The sequence below is a fragment of the Delftia sp. WSY_10 genome, from assembly GCF_043104705.1.
Classification (GTDB): Bacteria; Pseudomonadota; Gammaproteobacteria; order Burkholderiales; family Burkholderiaceae_C; genus Comamonas; species Comamonas tsuruhatensis.
On sequence record NZ_JBICKY010000034.1, the window covers coordinates 1 to 18,213 of the forward strand.

Annotated in this window: 17 protein-coding genes; 5 read left to right on the forward strand and 12 right to left on the reverse strand. The window is 69.4% G+C overall.

Annotation, left to right across the window (positions count from 1 at the left end; all coding sequences use genetic code 11):
* The 3 genes from ACF8ML_RS15335 to ACF8ML_RS15345 form a co-directional block, all read right to left on the reverse strand.
* A partial coding sequence (locus tag ACF8ML_RS15335) for a PAS domain S-box protein (protein WP_392407337.1) occupies positions 1-1,899 on the reverse strand: 1,899 nt, incomplete at its 3' end.
* Positions 1,900-1,914: 15 nt separating this feature from the next.
* Complete coding sequence (locus ACF8ML_RS15340; RefSeq protein ID WP_016454269.1) at positions 1,915-2,085, reverse strand: hypothetical protein; 171 nt, start codon at positions 2,083-2,085, stop codon at positions 1,915-1,917.
* On the reverse strand, positions 2,085-2,456 hold the full coding sequence (locus tag ACF8ML_RS15345) for a response regulator transcription factor (protein ID WP_017407052.1): 372 nt from the start codon (positions 2,454-2,456) through the stop codon (positions 2,085-2,087). The genes ACF8ML_RS15340 and ACF8ML_RS15345 overlap by 1 nt, the downstream gene beginning before the upstream one ends.
* A 113-nt stretch (positions 2,457-2,569) precedes the next feature.
* On the opposite strand from ACF8ML_RS15345, the gene ACF8ML_RS15350 reads away from it, so the two are divergent.
* Together ACF8ML_RS15350 and ACF8ML_RS15355 are read left to right on the forward strand one after the other, a co-directional pair.
* Complete coding sequence (locus tag ACF8ML_RS15350) at positions 2,570-3,220, forward strand: response regulator (protein ID WP_016450119.1); 651 nt, start codon at positions 2,570-2,572, stop codon at positions 3,218-3,220.
* On the forward strand, positions 3,217-4,017 hold the full coding sequence (locus ACF8ML_RS15355) for a response regulator (RefSeq protein ID WP_392407338.1): 801 nt from the start codon (positions 3,217-3,219) through the stop codon (positions 4,015-4,017). Before ACF8ML_RS15350 ends, ACF8ML_RS15355 begins: the two co-directional genes overlap by 4 nt.
* A 24-nt stretch (positions 4,018-4,041) precedes the next feature.
* Here the strand turns inward: ACF8ML_RS15355 and ACF8ML_RS15360 are convergent, their stop codons facing one another.
* The 6 genes from ACF8ML_RS15360 to ACF8ML_RS15385 form a co-directional block, all read right to left on the reverse strand.
* A complete protein-coding gene (locus ACF8ML_RS15360; protein WP_392407339.1) occupies positions 4,042-4,239 on the reverse strand; it encodes a hypothetical protein in 198 nt (65 codons plus the stop codon).
* The gene (locus ACF8ML_RS15365; RefSeq protein ID WP_392407340.1) at positions 4,236-5,378 is read right to left on the reverse strand and encodes a PepSY-associated TM helix domain-containing protein; all 1,143 of its coding nucleotides are present in this window, start codon (positions 5,376-5,378) and stop codon (positions 4,236-4,238) included. Before ACF8ML_RS15365 ends, ACF8ML_RS15360 begins: the two co-directional genes overlap by 4 nt.
* Positions 5,379-5,478: 100 nt before the next feature.
* Complete coding sequence (locus ACF8ML_RS15370) at positions 5,479-7,647, reverse strand: TonB-dependent siderophore receptor (protein WP_341723576.1); 2,169 nt, start codon at positions 7,645-7,647, stop codon at positions 5,479-5,481.
* Between the two features lie 62 nt (positions 7,648-7,709).
* Entirely contained in the window at positions 7,710-9,101 is a 1,392-nt protein-coding gene (locus tag ACF8ML_RS15375) for a TonB-dependent siderophore receptor (protein WP_392407364.1), read from the reverse strand.
* Between the two features lie 6 nt (positions 9,102-9,107).
* Entirely contained in the window at positions 9,108-10,142 is a 1,035-nt protein-coding gene (locus ACF8ML_RS15380) for a TonB-dependent siderophore receptor (RefSeq protein ID WP_392407341.1), read from the reverse strand.
* 249 nt (positions 10,143-10,391) lie between these two features.
* Entirely contained in the window at positions 10,392-11,588 is a 1,197-nt protein-coding gene (locus ACF8ML_RS15385; protein ID WP_392407342.1) for an MFS transporter, read from the reverse strand.
* Positions 11,589-11,683: 95 nt separating this feature from the next.
* Here ACF8ML_RS15385 and ACF8ML_RS15390 point away from each other — a divergent pair, with 95 nt between their 5' ends.
* The gene (locus ACF8ML_RS15390; RefSeq protein WP_016450112.1) at positions 11,684-12,271 is read left to right on the forward strand and encodes a TetR/AcrR family transcriptional regulator; all 588 of its coding nucleotides are present in this window, start codon (positions 11,684-11,686) and stop codon (positions 12,269-12,271) included.
* Here the strand turns inward: ACF8ML_RS15390 and ACF8ML_RS15395 are convergent.
* Positions 12,268-13,647: a PLP-dependent aminotransferase family protein gene (locus tag ACF8ML_RS15395; RefSeq protein WP_016450111.1), complete on the reverse strand. Its 1,380-nt coding sequence runs from the start codon at positions 13,645-13,647 to the stop codon at positions 12,268-12,270. The two genes, ACF8ML_RS15390 and ACF8ML_RS15395, sit on opposite strands and share 4 nt — an antisense overlap.
* 123 nt (positions 13,648-13,770) lie before the next feature.
* On the opposite strand from ACF8ML_RS15395, the gene ACF8ML_RS15400 reads away from it, so the two are divergent.
* Entirely contained in the window at positions 13,771-14,634 is an 864-nt protein-coding gene (locus tag ACF8ML_RS15400) for a DMT family transporter (protein ID WP_012203816.1), read from the forward strand.
* A 51-nt stretch (positions 14,635-14,685) separates the two neighbouring features.
* Here ACF8ML_RS15400 and ACF8ML_RS15405 read toward each other — a convergent pair whose 3' ends face one another.
* Positions 14,686-15,615 carry a tripartite tricarboxylate transporter substrate binding protein gene (locus tag ACF8ML_RS15405; protein WP_392407344.1) on the reverse strand — a complete coding sequence of 310 codons (930 nt, stop codon included), beginning with the start codon at positions 15,613-15,615 and terminating at the stop codon, positions 14,686-14,688.
* A gap of 3 nt (positions 15,616-15,618) precedes the next feature.
* Positions 15,619-16,548 (reverse strand): LysR family transcriptional regulator, encoded by a 930-nt coding sequence (locus ACF8ML_RS15410; RefSeq protein ID WP_070080618.1) that lies wholly within the window; start codon positions 16,546-16,548, stop codon positions 15,619-15,621.
* Positions 16,549-16,693: 145 nt separating this feature from the next.
* On the opposite strand from ACF8ML_RS15410, the gene ACF8ML_RS15415 reads away from it, so the two are divergent.
* Entirely contained in the window at positions 16,694-18,082 is a 1,389-nt protein-coding gene (locus tag ACF8ML_RS15415) for a hypothetical protein (RefSeq protein ID WP_392407346.1), read from the forward strand.
* The last annotated feature ends 131 nt before the right edge of the window (positions 18,083-18,213 follow it).

Genomic DNA, 18,213 nt, shown 5'->3' on the forward strand with positions numbered 1-18,213 from the left:
GCCGAGCTCGGCAAAGCCCATGATGGACTGCAGCGGGGTGCGCAGCTCATGGCTCATGTTGGCGACGAACTCCGATTTCACGCGGAAGGCCTCTTCGGCCGCGTCGCGGGCTTCGCGGGTGGCATGCTCGGCTGCGCGGAATTCGCTCACGTCCACAAAAATGCTGAGCACGCCGGTGATCTGGCCCTGGGCATTCTTGACGGCTGCCTTGGAGATCTGCACATCGCGGTAGCTGCCGTCCACATGGGGCAGCCGGGCCTCCAGCACCATGCGCTGGCCCGAGCGCATCACGACCTGGTTGCTGCGCATCTGCAGCAGGGCATCGTCGCGCGAGTGCAGGCCCTTGATCTCGTGGCCGAGCACGGCATAGCGGCCGCGGCCGAAGAAGTCCTCCCAGGCCTTGTTGACCAGGGCCACGCGCTGGTCCGCGTCGGTGACCAGCATGGGCAGGGGCGTGGTCTCGAACAGCAGATGCTGGAAGGCCAGCTGGGTCTGCAGCTCCTGCTGCGCCTTCCAGCGGGCCGTCACGTCCACGGCGCTGCCCGCGAAGCCCACGAGCCGGCCGTCGCGCAGCAGGGGGACGACGGCGATGTCGCAGAGTATTTCCCGGTGGCCCGGCAGCTGGAACATGGCCTGGCAGTTGCGCGGCGCCAGCCGGGCCAGGGGATCGAGCAGGGCCTGGATCTGCGCGCGGTACGGGCCGTCCACGATGTTCTCCAGCGGCTGCCCTACGGCCTCGGAGCTGGGCTGGCCGGTCAGCTGTTCCCAGCGTGCGTTCACGAAGGTCAGCAGACCCTCGCTGTCAGTGCGAAAGATCAGCTCCTGCACGCTGCGCATGAGCACGGCCATCTCATGCTCGCTGCGCGCCAGGCGTGCCTGGGCCTGCTCCATGGCCTGCTGTGCCGTCTTCTGCTCCCTGCGCGTCTTGAGCACCGACCAGCTCAGGCCCAGCACCAGGGCCAGCAGGGCCACGCCGGCCACGAAGAAGGCGAAGGCGTCATCCCTCCAGCGCGCCACCAGGGCTGCGTAGGGCTCCTCCACCACCAGCAGCAGGGGCCAGTTGCGCACGGTGCGAAACGACACGATCTCATGGGAGCCGAGCATGCCCGCGCCGATGTAGGAGCCGAATTCGCTGTGCGGCAGCCATTGCCGGAACAGCGGTGTCTGCAGCACGGCGGTCGCCTGCACGCCCGTGCCCGCATTGGTGCTGGCCAGCGGCCGGCCGTCGTAGGTCAGCAGCACGGCCTCGTAGCTGAGGATCTCCAGCGTGGCCTGGTAGAAGTTGGCCACGGCGTCGGGGTTGATCAGGGCCACCAGCACGGCGGGCATGCCGTTGTCCTGGTGAAAGCCCAGCAGCTGCGGCAGAAACGACACGCCGCGCGGCGACGGGTGCGCGCGGGGCGCCAGGGCCGACAGGCCACGGCCGGGCACCAGCCGGCCCAGCAGGGGCTTGCCGGGCACGACGACGGCGCTCTTGTCGTGCAGCAGCTCCTGCATGTCGATCTGCTGGCCGGCCTCGCCCGCCTGGGTGCTGGCCAGGATGAGTCCCTTGTCGTCGAGCAGGGCCATGCTGCGCAGGTAGGGCAGCTGGGCGATCAGCTGGGCCATGGCGGCCTCGCGCGTGCTGCGCGTGCTGCCGGCGGCCAGGATGGCGGGGTGGTGCGCCAGGCTGGACAGGGCCATTTCGGTGTTCTCGAAGGTCTTGGCCGTCTGGTCCTCCAGCACGCGCGCCAGCAGTGCGGCCTGGGACTTGCTCTGGTCGGCCTCGGCGTGCAACTGGCTCCAGACGAAGAGCACCAGCCCGGCAAGCACGCACAGGGCAAAGGTCAGCACCAGTGCCTTGATGTGGGCGCTGCGTCCGGCACCCAGGAAATGATGCGCGGTAGCTCGATCAGACATGATGAAGATGCTCCATCAGAAATTCCGGGGCGCGACGATGGCGGTCAACCCGTCGTGCGGCACAGGAACGGGCCGGGCCGGCGCGAACGCCTGCGTCCAGTGCCAGCCGCCCGCCAGCCTGCGGCTGGACGGGCCGTCTGCCATGGACAGGTCCACGCGGCCGGTCTCCCGTGCGCGCATCATCATCAGTCGCTCCTTTCAAGGCTGGCCAGGATCTGCAGCAGCCGGGTCGGGCTGAAGGGCTTGACCAGGTATTCGTCGGCGCCCGCATTGAAGCCCGCCTCGCGGTCCTCTGCGCTGTCCCGGGCGGTGAGCAGCACCACCAGGGTATGTCGCAGATCGTAGGAGGTCTTGATGCGACAGCACACCTCCAGGCCGTCCAGCGTGCCGGGCATCATCATGTCCAGCAGCACGATATCGGGCTTGTTGCGCTGGGCCACGGCCCAGGCTTCGTCGGCGGTGGGCACCTCCATGACCTCGTAGGCGCCGGACTCCAGCGTCATGCGCAGCAGTTTGCGGATGTCGGCCTGGTCTTCGACGATCAGTATCTTCTTCATGGTGGACCTTTCACAACGCAGTTGAAGGGGGCTGCGTGAGGCTAAATCATAAATATCAAATTCATCAAATTTATATTGAATTTTTCAATCGTATTTGATGCAAAATTGCTGCCATGTCCGAGAACAGCACCCCATCAGGCCAAATTCCGCACTACACGACTGCCGAGGTGGCAAAGCTGCTGGGCATGGCCGTGCGATCGGTCCAGCTCATGGTCGATCGCGGCGAGCTCGAGGCCTGGAAGACGCCCGGAGGCCATCGCCGCATTACGCGCGCTTCCGTGGAGCGCTGGCGCAGCAGGCAGGGCGAGCGCGCAGCGCCCGGGGTGCCCGGTGCACCAGCGGTGGCACAGGCGCCGGCCCCTGCCCAGGCGGGTTCGGGCACCGGGCAGCGCGTGCTGCTGATCGAGGACTCCGTGCACTTCCAGAATCTGGTGCGCATGCTGGTGCAGCGTCACTTTCCCGACGTCCAGCTGCATGTGGCGAACGACGGGATCACGGGCATGGCGCTGTACGGCCAGATCCAGCCCGATGTGCTGCTGGTGGACATCCTGCTGCCCGACATCGACGGCGCCGCCCTGATCACCACCTTGCGCACCCATGAGCAGTTCGCGCGCTGCAAGCTGCTGGTGGTCACCTCGCTGGAGGCGTCAGAGCGCGAGGCCTATGCCTTCGCATTGGGCGGCGTGCGCGTGATCCACAAGCCCCAGCTGGTGCAGGAACTGCCCGAAGCGCTGGGCGGGCTGCTGGGCGGGCCGGCGGCGTGAACGCGCCCCTTCCCGCGGTCCTGCTGGTCGAGGACGATGCCTCGATTGCGCGGTTCGTTGCGCTGGCGCTGGAGGGCCTGCCCCTCACGCTGGTGTCCTGCACGAGTGCGGAGCAGGCCCAGCAACTGCTGCAAACCCAGCCCTTTGCCCTGCTGATCACCGATCTGATGCTGCCCGGCGCCTCCGGCGTGGAGCTGATCGAGTGGCTGCGCCGCTCGCCGCAGGCGGGCTGCTGCGCCGTGGTCTTCAGTGCCGGCGTGCGGGCCGATGTTGCGCTGCAGCTGGAGCAGTTGAAGGTGTGGCGCGTGCTGCTCAAGCCGGTGTCGGTGGCGCAACTGGTGGACTGCGTGGAGTCGGTGCTCCAGCAGCATGCGCCGCCTCCCCCTCCCAGGCAGGAGGCCGGGACGGGCGAGGGCGCCGATGCGCAGCCGGATGTGCGATCGGATGTGCAACCGGATGCGCCGTCGGACGCGCTCGCCATCGCCAATTTCTTTGGTGGCGACGCAGGCCTGTTCCACAGCTACCGTGACATCTGCCTTGCACACTTGCCCGACGATATCGCCCGGATGGAGGTCCTTATCGCGGAGCAGAACGCCATGGCCCTGCGCAGGCGGGCGCACAGCCTGCAGAGCGTGTTGCGCCTGCTGGGACAGGAGCGGGCCAGCGGACTGACCAGGAGCCTGGAGCAGGCCTGCCTGGCCGGCGACTGGTCCGGTGTCACCGATGTCTGGCGGCCACTGGGCGCAGCCTTGCAGCAGCTGCTGGAAAGCGCAGGCCAGCGCGACCTGCGCGACTGAGCGCCGTGCCGGCCTGCCCCGGCTTCAGCCCGGCGGCCTGCCCCGCAGCCATCCATGCCAGATCCCGGCCGCCGTGGGAACGGCCAGGCAGACGCCGGCCAGCATGTCGCCAAGGCCGCCGTCGCTGAACAGGGCCGAGACCAGGCCGATGGCCGTCAGCACGCCCAGCGCGATGGGCCAGCCCCAGAGGGCGAGAAAGCCCCGGTGTCGCGCGCCGCTCATGCCGAGACCTCCTTGCCGCGCGGCGCGGGCTGCGGGGCCGGCACGCTCTTGCCCTTGTTGATCCACAGGTACAGGCCGGTGCCCAGCACGATGATGCTGGCGATGTCCAGCAGCGCCCAGAGGATCTGCATGGCCCGCCCGCCGTAGTCGCCGAAGTGCAGCGGCTGGGACACCAGCAGCGCCGTCAGATACCAGGGCAGGGCAGGCGCGGCCGTGACCTGGGCGGTCCTGGCGTCCACCAGCACGGGCAGGAACAGGCGCGAGGTCAGGGGCTCGTTGCCGCGCAGGAAGAAGGTGTGGTGGTGCGGGCTGGAGAACGTGGTGCCGGGGAAGGCGATGAAGTACAGCCTGGTGCCCGGCACCTGCTGCTGGGCGGCCTGCAGCGATTGCTGCAGCGAGGCGCGCTCCGCCACCGGCACCGTGTCCTGGCCCTGGTAGGGCGCCAGCACGCTGCTGAGCTGGTCATGCTGCCAGTACTTGATCAGCAGGTCGGCCCAGGTATTGATCATGCCGGTGGCGCCCACCACGAACAGCCACACCAGCGTGACGATGCCCAGCAGGTTGTGCAGGTCCAGCCACTTCAGGCGCGGCTGGCGCGTGCGGCGCACGGTGCCGAAATCGAGCTTGCGCATGAAGGGCGCGTACAGCACCACGCCGCTGACGATGGCGATCAGCAGCAGCAGCCCCATGAAGCCCAGGAACAGCTTGCCCGGCAGCCCCGCGAACAGGTCCACGTGCAGCTTGAACATGACCCACATGAAGCCCTGGTCGAAGCGCGGCTGGGCCAGCAGTTCGGCCGTGCGCGCATCGATGACCACGGAGCGGAAATCGTCCGTGGGCGCCGGCGTGGGCGTCATGGTGACGAACCAGAGGTCGTCGGTGTCGTCGGACTTGGAGACGAACTGCACCACGCGGTCCGGGTGCTGGGCACGGGCCACCTCCAGCACCTTGTCCAGGCTGGCATGGGGCGTGCCCTGGGGCATGGGCGGGGCCTCCACCTCGGTGCCCAGCAGGTGGCCGATTTCGTGGTGGAAGATCAGCGGAAGGCCGGTCAGGCACAGCAGCAGCATGAAGACGGTGCAGACCAGGCTGCTCCATTTGTGCAACCAGGCCCAGGTCTTGATCGTGTGGCTTTGCATGGGGTGTTCTTTTCTCTGACAGAAGGGGGCCGGGGGCCCCCGCCATCACCGCGCCCCCGGCGCCATGCCGGGGGCGGGGCGGTTGCCGGTTGCCGGGGGCTTAGAAGTCCACTTGTGCCGACAGCATCAGCGTGCGCGGTGCGCCCGTGGTGGTGTAGCCGGCGGCAGTCACCCAGTAGCTCTTGTTGCTGACGTTCTCCAGGCTGGCGCGCAGCACCACCGGCTTGCCGGCCACGTGGGTGCGCAGGCGTGCGCCCAGGTCCAGGCGTGTCCAGCCGGGCATGCGCAGGATGTTGGCCGCGTCGTAGTACATGGACGAGGTGTGGATCACGCGGCCGTTCAGGCTCAGGCCCTCCACCCAGGGCGTATCCCAGTCCAGGCCCAGGTTGAAGGTGCGCTCGGGCACGCCGTTGGCATCGTTGCCCTGGTTCACGCCGCCTGCCGTGCGCGAGAGCTTGGCGTTGTTGAAGGCCGCGCTGGCCAGCAGGCGCAGGCCCTTGTGGATCTCGCCGTAGGCGGTCAGCTCCAGGCCGCGGTTGCGTGTCTCGCCGCCGAAGCTGTAGACATTGGTCACCGGGTCTGTCATGGAGCCCGGGCGCTGGATCTGGTAGAGCGCGGCCTGCGTGGTCATGCGGCCCCAGTCCACCTTCACGCCGACCTCGTACTGCTTGGACTTCTGCGGCGCGAACACCTGGCCGGCATTGGCCGTGTTGGGCCCGGCCGTGCCGCCTGCCGACAGGCCTGCCGTGTAGTTGGCGTAGACCGCGACATGGTTCTGCGGCTTGAACACCACGCCGGCCAGCGGCGTCACGGCGCTGGCCTTGTACAGCGTGGTGCCGCTGGCGTTCTTCTGGTCGATGGTCTGGTCGCGCAGGCCCACGGTCACCAGCAGGCGGTCGCTGAACAGCGCCATGGTGTCGGCCAGCGCCAGGCTGTGCTGCGTCAGCTCGGCGTTCTTGGTGGGCGCGCCGCGCACGAAGTCGATGGCAGGCAGGGGCGACGGGTTGTAGATGTTGGAGGGGACGGCTTTGGTGGTCAGCTGGTAGAAGTAGCCGCTCTCGCGGTCCATGTAGTTGGCCGCGGCCACCACGGTGTGGCCGATGGCGCCGGTCTTGAAGCGTGTGCGCAGGCCCACGTCGGCCGAGGTGGTCTTGTTGAACTCGTCGTAGAAGCCGTTGCGCACGGTGAAGTTGCCCAGCGAGTCGATGCGCTGCACGGCCGTGGGGAAGCTCTGGTCGCTGGACACATCGCTGTAGCCCACGCCGCCGTAGACGGAGGTGTTGGCGTTGATGTCGTATTCCACGCGCGAGATCACGGTCTTGGCCTTGTCCAGCAGTTCCGTGCCCGGGTTGAAGTTGGTGCGGCTGTCGGGCACGGCGGGCACCTGGGTGATGCCGGCCAGGAAGGCGCTTTGCGGGCGGAACTCCGTGGTCTTGCCGCTGGTGGTCAGCGCGTCCAGCGACCAGCGCAGGCCCTGGCCTTCGTAGTCCAGGCCCACCGAGGCCAGGCCCAGGCGCTGGCGGCCGCCGTCGATGTTGCCTTCGCCGTTGCGCCACACGCCGTTCACGCGCACGCCCCACTGGTTGTCTTCGCCAAAGCGGCGGCCCACGTCCAGGTGGGTGCCGAACTGGGCCTTGCCCATGTAGGTGGCGGTCAGGCGGTTCAACGGCACGTCGCCCGCGCGCTTGGTCACCACGTTGATGCTGCCGCCGATGCTGCCGCTGGGACCCACGCCATTGGTCAGCGAGCCGGGGCCCTTGAGCACTTCCACGCGCTCGATCACCTCCAGCGGCAGGCGCGTGGAGGGCGACAGGCCGTACAGGCCGTTCACCGACACATCGCGCATGGACAGGGAAAAGCCCCGCACCTGGAAGTCATCGCCATAGCCGCCGCGCGCCTGCAGGGTGCGCACCGAGGCGTCGTTCATCACCACGTCGGCGATGGTCAGCGCCTGCTGGTTCTCGATCAGCTCCGAGGTGTAGTTGGTCGTGCTGAAGGGCACGTTCATCTGGTCGGTCTTGCCCAGGATGCCCAGGTCGCCGCCGCGCGCGATCTGGCCGCCGGCATAGGTCTTTTGCAGTCCGCCGATGGCCTCGGCCTGGTCGCTCACCGTCACCTCCTTGAGGGCCGGGCCCTCGGCCGTCTGGGCCGCCACGCCCACGGCGGCCAGGGCCAGGCCGGCGCCCAGGCATTGGCGGATCAGGCGCGTGAGGGGATGGGGAGCGAAGCGGAAGTCCGCAGGAGTGCTGGGGTGCGTCATGGCAGTCATGTGCAAAGGTTGGAAAAACCGTGAAGAAAAAGCCGGGAAAGGAGGGCAGGCCGGCCGTGGCCCTAGAAGCGCGCGCGCAGCGACACCGTGACGTTGCGCGGATCGCCGTAGTAGTTGTTGAAGTAGGTGCTGTTGGGCGAGAACTTGGCGTAGTAGCGCTTGTCCAGCAGGTTGCTCACGTTCAGCTGCAGCGAGTAGGTGTCGTCCAGGCGGTAGGCCAGCAGCGCGTCAAAAAGCGCATAGCCACCCTGGCGGGTGGTGACATCGCCCACGCTGGCGTAGGCATCGCTTTGCAGCCGCACGCCGGCACCTGCGGTCCATCCCTGCAAGGGCCCCTTGAAGCGGTGGCTGGCAAACAGGCGCAGCGCATGGCGCGGGTCCACGGGCCGCAGCGGCTGGCCCACGTTGGCCTCGGAGGTGTCGCGCAGGTACCTGGCCTGGGTATAGGTGTAGCCGGCCAGCACCTGCCAGCCCGGCGCGGGCTCGCCGGACAGCTCCAGCTCCCAGCCCTGGCTGCGGCTCTTGCCGCCGGCCATGAAGCAGTGGCTGGTCGGGTACCACGGCAGGCAGGGCATGGCCGATGCCGTGTCCTGCATGGCGCTGCCCACGCGCTGGATGCGGAACAATGACACGCTGGCCTGCAGCCGGCCGTCCATGAAACTGCCCTTGAGCCCGGCCTCCAGGTCCTCGCCCCGGGCGGGCGCCAGGATGCTGCCATCGGCGGCCTTCTTGTCCTGGGGGCTGAAGATCTCGCTGTAGCTGGCATAGGCGTCGAGCGTGTCCGACAGCGCATGCACCAGGCCCGCATAGGGCGTCAGCTCGCGGCGCACGCTGTAGCCGCTTTGGGCATTGCCGGGCTCGAGATAGCTCCACCAGCTCAGGCGCGCGCCGGCAATGGCGGTGAGCGAGTCGGTCAGCGACAGCCGGGCCCGCGCGAATCCGCCGTACTGGTGGATGTGGGACACGGGCGATGAATAGGCGTTGCCGTTGCCCTCGCTGTAGAACGGCTCGGGGTAGCTGGTGTATGGATTCCAGCCGCGGATGTCCACATTGCGCAGCGGGCTCACGCCCCAGTAGCCCGTGGCGCCCGTGCTGCGGATGCGCTGCAGGTCGGCGCCCAGCGACAGCTCGTGCCTGCGGCCCAGGGCCTCGAAGGGGCCGCTGGCCAGCAGGCTCAGCGCGTTCTGCGTGCTGCCGTCGCCGCCATAGATGGAGGTGCTGACATCGAACAGATAGGGATTGCTGTCGCTGGCCCTGGAAAACGAGGTCTGCTTGAACCCGTCCGACCGAAAGCGCGTGTGCGCCGCCTGGGCCTTCAGTTGCCAGCCGCTGTCCAGCCGGTGCTCCAGCTCGGCAAAGGCCTGCTGGTTGTGGCGGTCCCAGGTATTCCAGGGCGTGCCCAGGTAGGTGCTGCGCGGCAGGCCGAGCTGGCTGCCGTCGGCGGCGGCGGGCAGGCCGCCCTAGGAGCCCGTGGCCTGCAGGTCCGTGTGCTGCAGGCCGGCCGTGAGCGTGGTGCGCGGCCCCAGGTCCGCCTCCAGCACGCCGTACAGGCCCAGGCGCTTTTCCTTGCGCGCGGTCTGGAACGATGCCTTGTCGTCCGCCAGCGCCACCAGCCGGCCGCGCAGCGTGCCGGCTGCGTTCAGAGGGCCGGACAGGTCGGCCTCCATGCGCTGGCGGTCCCAGGAGCCCAGCGTCAGCGCGGCCGAGCCCTGCCATTGCGCCGTGGGCCGCTTGCGCACCATGTTCACCATGGCCGAGGGCGAGCCCGCGCCACGCAGCAGGCCCGTGGCGCCGCGCAGCACCTCCACGCGGTCCAGCATGGCCGTATCGGGCTGGATGAAGGTGGAGGCCGAGGCCACCTGGTTCACATTCAGCCCGTCCACCTGCAGCGAATCGATCTGGTAGCCGCGCGAGTAATAGGCGATGCGCTCGCTGTCGATGTACTCCACCGTCACGCCCGGCGTGTGCTGCAGCACGGCATGCAGGTCGGGCAGGGCCTGCTCGTCCAGCCACTGGCGCGTGAGCACGGTCACGGGCTGCGGAATGTCGCGCACCGACTGAAGCCCCTTGTAGCCCGTGACCAGGCTGGCGGCATAGCTGTCCGAGGTTTCGGTCGTTGCACTGGCCGGCGCCGTGGCCCGGACGTTGACGGTGCCCAGCATCTGGCCGCCCGTGCCCGAGGCCGCCGCTGGCAGGGGCCGCAGCGTATAGACGCCGCCGGACTCGTGCACGGCCTGCAGCGCCGTGCCCTCCAGCAGCCTCGCAAAACCATCGTCCACGGCATAGCGGCCCTGCAGGCCCGGCGACTGCCGCCGACCCAGTTGGGCCGCATCGAACGAGAGCGCCACACCGGCCTGGTTGGCGTACTGGGCGATCACATGCGCGAGAGGTCCGGCGGCAACGGAAAAGCTGCGCTGCGCCGCCTGGGCTGACGACGCCGCCCGGGAGGGTGCCGGCGCCGCAGCGGCCAGCAGCAGCGCGATTGCCAGCAGCACGGCGCTGCCCCTGGACGCACGCCACCCCGGGGCGGCGGGGCAGCCGTGCTGGGGCTGTCGGGAGTGCGGGCGTGGCATGGTGGCTGGGAAAAGTGGCGTGACTCCCCGTATGCCGAACAAGCCATGCCCATCCTGCAAGTTCGGCTGGACTTTTTTTGCGCTGCCGCTGAGATTTTCTCCCTTATTTCCCGTTGATCACCAGGTGGATTAAGGCTGGATTGCTATGGTTTTATTTTTCCAGCCAACGCATCAGGACACCACCACCGGCCTGGGCTGGCGCGTCCCCGCCAGCGCCAGGCCCGCGAACAGCATCAGCATCAGGCCGTAGGCATAGGTCACCGGCAACAGGCCGAAGCGCGCGGCGGCCATGCCCGCCGCGATGGCCGGCATGCTGAACGCCAGGTAGCTGGCAATGTAGATGGCCGAGATCAGGGCGCCGCGCTCGTGCGGCTCGGCCAGCGGGACCACGCTGCGCAGCGCGCCCTGGAAGCCCACGCCGAAGCCCGCGCCCGCCACCACCGAGGCGCCCAGCACCAGGGGCAGGCTTTGCAGATGGGCGCCGACCAGCAGCAGGGCCACCCCGGCCAGCAGGCCGCTGCCGCCGAACTGCAGCATGGCGCGCGGCGCGCGGCTGCGCAGCGTCCAGATGGCGGCGGCGGCGCTCAGCGTGTTGATGCACACGGCAAAGCTGGCGGCGACCTCCGAGCCCGTGACCGAGCGGATCATCGAAGGGCCCAGCGACAGGTAAAAGCCCCCCAGCGCCCACACCGTGATGCTCATGGGCAGCACGCGCATGAAGTCGGCCCGGGCCTGGCCCGGAATCCGCACGCGCGGGCGCATGGCGGCCAGTGCGCCGGGGCGGCGCGTGCCCGTCTCGGGCAGCACGGCCATGGCGGCGGCCACGGCCACGAAGATCAGCGCCATGAGCCAGAACACCAGGCCCAGCTGCTGGCGCCACAGCTGCGCGAACTCGCCCGCCACGACAATGCCCGCCGCCATGCCGACCATGGGCGCCATGGTGCTCACCAGCGTGCCGCGCTCGCGGTGCAGATCCAGCAGCGCCGCGCCCATGGCCGCACTGGCCATGCCGGTGGCAAAGCCCTGCAGCACGCGCGCCAGCACCAGGGCCTGCACGTCGCCCGCGCGGGCGAACACCGCCAGCGAGACGATCTCCAGCACCAGCGCCGCCAGGATCACGGGCTTGCGGCCCAGGTGGTCCGACAGCGCGCCCGTGGTGAGCAGGGCCAGCAGCAGGCTCAGCGCATAGACCGCGAAGACCAGGGTCAGCATGCCGGAGGAAAAGCCCCAGTCCTGCTGGTAGAGCCTGTACAGCGGCGTGGGCGCGCTGGAGGCCGCGAAGAAGCTGCCCAGGCCGAAGGCCAGGACGGCCAGGCTGCGGCCGGGCCGGGCAGCGGAAGTGGAGTTGGATGGTTGCAGTACCGACATGGTTAAGAGCCCTGCTGCACAATTAATGCAAAGTTTTTGCGTTAGTGAATTCTGCGCTTGTGCGCTGTTAACGCAAATTTTTAGCTTTAATAACCATGAGCACGCAAGTCCCATCCCTTTCCAAAACAGGCGGTCCCGCCCGTCCCGGCGGACGCAGCGCGCGCATCCAGGCCACGGTCTACCAGACCGTCAAGGGCCTGCTGGAAACCATGCCGCGCGAGGAACTGAGCTTTCCGCTCATCGCCGCCCAGGCGGGCGTGACGCCGTCCACCCTCTACCGGCGCTGGGGCGACCTACAGCAGCTGCTGGCCGATGTGGCCGTGGAAATCATCCGGCCCACGGCGCCGCCGCTGGACACGGGCACGCTGGAGGGCGACCTGCTGGCCTGGGCCGAGCAGTTCCTGGAGGAGTCGGCCTCGCCACTGGGCCGCACCATGCTGCGCGACATGGCCGCCGCAGCGGGCAACGAGCACACGCCCTGCGCCTGCGTGGAAATCCTGCGCGGGCAACTGGCGCAGATCGGCGAGCGCGCAGCGCGGCGTGGCGAGGCGATGCCCGCTGCGGACACCCTGATCGACGCGCTGGCCGCGCCCATCGTCTACCGCGTGCTGTTCGACCTGCCGCCGTCCCTGGAACACGTGCAGGCACGGGTGCGCGGCCTGCTGCAGGCTGAAACGGCCTAGCCCTTCAGCGCCCGCGCCAGCACCTCGAAGATCCGCGCATCCGAGCACTGCGCCACATTGAAGCGCAGGAAATCGCCTGCGCTCTGCGACTGGCTGAAGGCATTGCCGGGCGCCAGCACCACGCCATCTTCCAGGCAGGTGCGCGCAAGCGCCGTGGCATCCATGCCCCCGGGCAACTGGCACCACAGGAACATGCCGGCCTGCGGCACCAGCCAGGGCTTCATGCCCAGGGCCTGCAGCCGCGCGGCCGTGCGTTCCATCTCCTGCGCCAGCCGCAGCCGCACGGACTCCATGTGCCTGCGGTAGCCGCTGTCGGTCAGCGTGCGCAGCACGATGTCGGCGGCCATGCGCCCGCCGCCGAAGTTGGTGGCGATCTTCAGGTCCGCCAGGTCCTGCGTCCAGTCGGGCCGCGCCGCGATGAAGCCGCAGCGCAGCGAGGCCGACACGGTCTTGGAGAAGCTGCCGATCTGGATCACGCGCGACAGGCCGTCGAAGGCCGCCAGCCGGGGCGCCGCATGGGTCTCCAGGTCGCAGAAGATGTCGTCCTCCACGATCACCAGGTCCGAGCTGTCGGCCAGCTTCAGGATGCGGTGCGCCACCAGTGGCGACAGCGTGGCGCCCGTCGGGTTGTGGATGGCCGAATTGGTGATGTACAGGCGTGGCGAGTGGGCCTGCAGCGCGTCGGCGAACCGGGCCACGTCGGGCCCCTGCGGCGTGTAGGGCACGCTCACGGCCTGCACGCGGTGCGCCTTGAGCAGCGCATGGAAATTGAAATAGCAGGGATCGTCGATCAGCACCGTATCGCCGGGCTCCAGCAGGAAACGGCAGACCAGGTCGATGGAGTGCGTGCCCGACTCCGTCAGCAGGATCTGCTCGGGCGAGGTCTCCAGCCCCATGGCGGCCATGCGCCGCGCCAGCAGGCGGCGCAGTGCCGGGTGGCCCAGCGGCGTTGCGTACTCCGTCAGCTCCAGCGTGCCCGAGCGCGCCAGGGAGCGCAGCGCGCGGCGCACGCCTTCCTCGTACAGCCATGAAGGCGGCAGCCAGCCGCAGCCCGGCTTGAGCGCGTGGGCATCTGCCTGCAGCGACTGGCGGGCCAGCCACAGGGGGTCGACCTCCCTGTCCACGCGCGGCCCGATACCGCCCAGCGCCAGCGGCGCCACCGGCCCCGCCACATAAAAGCCCGAGCCCGGGCGCGAGGCGATCACCCCCTCGGCCGCCAGCCGCTCATAGGCCTCCACCACCGTGGACACCGACACCTGCATGGCCTGCGCCTGCGCGCGCACCGAGGGCAGGCGCGTGCCGGGCAGATAGGTGCGCGCGGCAATGCGCGACTGGATGTCCTCCATCACCGCCTGGATGCGTGTGCCGCTGCGCATGGCTGCTCTCTCTTCTGTAGTGGATTTGTGTGCATAACAGTTCTTTTGAATTGTATTGGACTGTCTATGGAAGATCCGGCCGTGCAATGGCCCACTGCCTGCTGCAAACCAAGGAGCTTTTTGATGGACAAGACAAGCAGCGGGTGGATCAACGGATTCATCGGCGTGGCGATCTTTGCGGGATCGCTGCCGGCCACCCGCGTGGCGGTCGCCGACCTGGACCCCACCTTCCTGACCTGTGCGCGCGCCAGCATCGCGGCATTGCTGGCCCTGGCCATGCTGCTGGCGCTGCGCCAGCCCCGGCCCGCGCGTGCCGACATGCCTTCGCTGGCGCTGAGTGCGCTGGGCGGCGTGGTGGGCTTTCCGCTGCTGACCGCGCTGGCGCTGCAGTACGTCACCTCGGCGCATTCCATCGTCTTCGTGGGCCTGCTGCCCCTGTCCACGGCCGTGTTCGCCGTGCTGCGCGGCGGCGAGCGGCCGCGCCCGGCCTTCTGGCTGTTCTCGCTGGCGGGCGCGGCCTTCGTGGCCGGCTATGCGGCCGTGGGCGGGGCCGGGGGCTCGCTGCGCGGCGACCTGCTGATGCTGGCCGCCATCATCGTCTGCGGCCTGGGCTATGCCGAGGGCGCGCGCCTGTCGCGCACGCTGGGCGGCTGGCAGGTCATCAGCTGGTCGCTGGTGCTGGCCCTGCCCGTCATGCTGCCGGCCGCCCTGCTCAGCATGCCGGCATCGCTGGCCGATGTGGGCCGGCCCGCATGGCTGGGCCTGGCCTATGTCTCGCTGTTCAGCATGCTCATCGGCTTTGTGTTCTGGTACCGGGGCCTGGCCCAGGGCGGCATTGCGGCCGTGGGCCAGATCCAGCTGCTGCAGCCCTTCATGGGCCTGGGCCTGGCGGCCCTGCTGCTGCATGAACAGGTGAGCTGGGGCATGGTGCTGGTCACCATGGCCGCCGTGGTCTGCGTGGCCGGGGCCAAGAAGTACGCGCGCTGAGCCCGTCCGGCGTGGTGCAGGGCGTGGTGCGGGGGGAGCGATGCAGGGCGGTCAGCGCCCGGCCTCGCGCATCACCTGCCGTGCGAACTCTGCGGCCGAACCCTCGAACGGCTGGTTGCTGGCCGCCTCCAGCCGGCTGCGGATGGCCGGCGCGCGCAGCGCCTGGGCCACCGCGGCATTGATGCGCTGGGCCAGCGCTGGCGCCATCTGCGGCGGCGCGAACAGGCCGAACAGCGAATCCAGATTGGCCTGCGCATGGCCCAGCTGCGCCAGCGTGGGCACATCGGGCAGGGCTGCCAGCCGCTGCGGCGCGCCCACGGCCAGGGCCTTGAGGCGGCCCGCGCGCAGCGCCTGCAGCTGCAGCGGCGCCACATTGGTGGACAGCAGCTCGAAATGCCCGGCCAGCGCATCGTTGAGCTGCTGGCCCCCGCCCTTGTAGGGCACATGCACGATGGGAATGCGCGTGGCCTGCTCTATGCGCTGCAGCACGGCGTGGCCCGTCGTGCCCTCGCCCGTGGTGGCCCAGCGTATGCCGCCGGGCATGCCGCGCGCCTCGGCCAGCATGCCCTCGAAATCTGCGGCCTTCAGCGCCGGCGTGCCCACCAGCAGCATGGGCGTGCGCATCACGCCGGCCACGGGCGTCACGGAGGCTGCGGCCAGGCCCACGGCGGTGGCGGCGGCAAAGACCAGGGTGCGGCCGTCGGGCGCGCTGCGCGCCAGCAGCTCCAGCGCCACGGTGCCGCTGGCGCCGGGGCGGTTGTCCACGATCACGGCCGTGCCCCATTGCTGCGCCAGTTGCTCGGCCAGGGCGCGGGCCACCATGTCGCTGACACCGCCTGCGGGGTAGGCCACCACGATCCGCACGCTGGCGCCCGGCCAGGCGGGCCGGGCCGGCAATGCCTGGGCGGGCCAGGCCAGCGCGCAGGCGCCCGCCGCCAGCAGGGCGCGCCGGCCGGTATCGGTGCCTTGGGGTGCCCGCATGCCTCAGCCGCCCGGCGCCTGGTGGCGCTGCGCCAGCTCGCGCGCCAGGGCGATGAAGGTGGCCGCGGGTCCTGCGCCGCCGGTTTGCGTGCCGGCCTCGCGGTGCACCAGGGTGAGCGGGGCGCTCAGCCGCACGGCGGGCTCGAAGGCGCGGTAGACCACGGCCTCGGGATGGGCGCCGCGCACCGAGGCGGGCACGATGGACAGGCCCACGCCCGCCGCCACCAGGTTCACATTGGTCATCATGCGTTCCACCTCGGCGGCCACCTCCACCTGTACCTTGTGCCGGGCGCACAGCGCCAGCAGGTTCGCATACAGCCCCGGCGCGCCCGTGCGCCGCACAAGGATCAGGCGCTCGCCATCGAGCTGCCTGAGCGCCACGGGCCGCGATGCATCGCGCGCCAGCCGGTGGTCCACGGGAATGGCCAGCAGCGCGGGCTCCTGCAGCAGCGTCTCGAACACCAGGCCTTCGGGCCGGGCCACCGGCACGCGCAGAAAGCCGCAGTGCATGCGCCCGGCCTGCACGGCCTCGGTGATCTCGGCGGCATTGTTCTCGCTCACATCCAGCGCAATGTCGGGATGGCGGCCACGGCACAGGCGCAGCACCTCGGGCGTGAAGGCATGGGCCGCCGCCGAGCTGGTGAAGCCCACATGGATGCGCCCGCGCTCGCCGCGCGCAAAGGCCTGCATGCGGTCGCGCATGGCGGTGAAGTCGGCCAGCAGCCGCGTGGCCTCGCCCTGCAGCTCCAGGCCCGCGTCGGTCAGGTCCACGCCCTTGGGGTGGCGCCGGAACAGGGCAATGCCCAGCTCCTCCTCCAGCGCACGGATCTGCTGCGACAGCGGCGGCTGCTGCATGCCCAGCAGCTCGGCCGCGCGCGTGATGTGGCCGGTATCGGCCACGGCCAGGAAGTAACGGAGATGGCGCAGTTCCATATATGTGAAAAGTATCCAGCCGATATCCTAAAAATCTTTGAAATATTGGACAAGCCTCTACAGAATCCCATCCAGTCACCGATGCGACCGCTTGCCGCGGCGCGGCAGGTGACTTCCAACAAGAAGCCAAGACAGGAGACAAGACATGCAAGCATCCGCGTATTTCCCCCTGCGTCCCGCCAGCGCCTCGCTGCTGGCCGCGCTCGCCCTGGCCGGCTGCGGCGGCGGCTCGGCCGTGCTGCACGGGCCGGTCACCTCCATCGAGACCGCGCCCAAGAGCACGGCCTGCCCTGCCGAGATTCCTGCGGGCATCAGCTGCTGGGCCGGGCAGGACTCCAAGGGCGCCTACTACCTGATCGCCAAGCCCGCGCAGTGGAACGGCACCCTGGTGCTGCACGCCCACGGCGGCCCGGACCTGGCCGCGCCCACCGCCGCCCGTGCGGCCGAAGACCTGGTGCGCTGGTCCATCATGGTGCGCGCAGGCTACGCCTGGGCCGGCTCCACCTACCGCCAGGGCGGCGTGGAAGTGCGCGCCGCCGCAGAGGACACCGAGCGCCTGCGCGGCATCTTCCGCCAGCATGTGGCCAAGCCGCAGCGCACCATCCTGCACGGCCAGTCCTGGGGGGCGGGCGTGGCCGCCAAGGGCGCGGAAATGTTCAACGAGCAGACCGTGGGCGAGCGCCCCTACGACGGCGTGCTGCTCACCAGCGGCGTGCTGGGCGGCGGCACCCATGCCTATGACTTCCGCACCGACCTGCGCGTGGTCTACCAGTACCTGTGCGGCAACCACCCGCGCCCCAATGAGCCGCAGTACGCGCTCAACCTGGGCCTGCCCGCTGACGCCAAGATGCGCCAGGCCGACGTGGCCCTGCGCGTGAACGAATGCCTGGCGCTGGACAAGCCCGCCGCCCAGCGCACGGCCGCGCAGCAGGCGAAGATCGACACCATCACCAAGGTCATCAAGATCCCCGAAAGCGCCATCCAGTCGCACATGAACTGGGGCACCATGCACTTCCAGGACATCTCGGCCAAGCGCACGGGCGGCGCCAGCCCCTTCGGCAACGAGGGTGCGGTCTATGCCGGCTCGCCCGACGATGCCGCGCTCAATGCCGGCGTGCTGCGCTACCGCGCCGATCCTGCGGCCTACCGCAAGTTCGCCGATGACACCGACCCCGTGGGCAGGATTGGCGTGCCGGTCCTCTCGGCCAAGTGGATCAGCGACCCCACCGCCTTCGTGGAGCTGGATGCGCGGTTCCGTGCGGTGATGCAGCAGGGCGGCAGTGGGGACCGGCTGGTGCAGACCTTTACGCGGCAGGGGACGCACAGCTATATCAGCGATGCGACCTATCCCACGTTGATGACTGCGTTGATGCAGTGGGTGGAGGCGGGGGTGAAGCCGACTGCGGCTGGGATTGCTGCGGCCTGTTCTGCTAATGAGGCCAAGTTTGGGGTGGGGTGTAGTTTTGATGCGGCTTATGTGCCGGCTGCGTTGGGGGCTCGGGTGCCTGAGAGGCAGCGGCCTTCTTTGCAGTGAGCGGGTTTTTGACCCTGCCGGGGGGGGGGGGCGAGGCCGGGTTTCGGCCCGGTGGCCGACCTCCTTTTCTTTGATTCGTCACCGGTACGCCCGCCGAAGAAAAGGAGGCAAAAGAAAGACGACCCGGATGT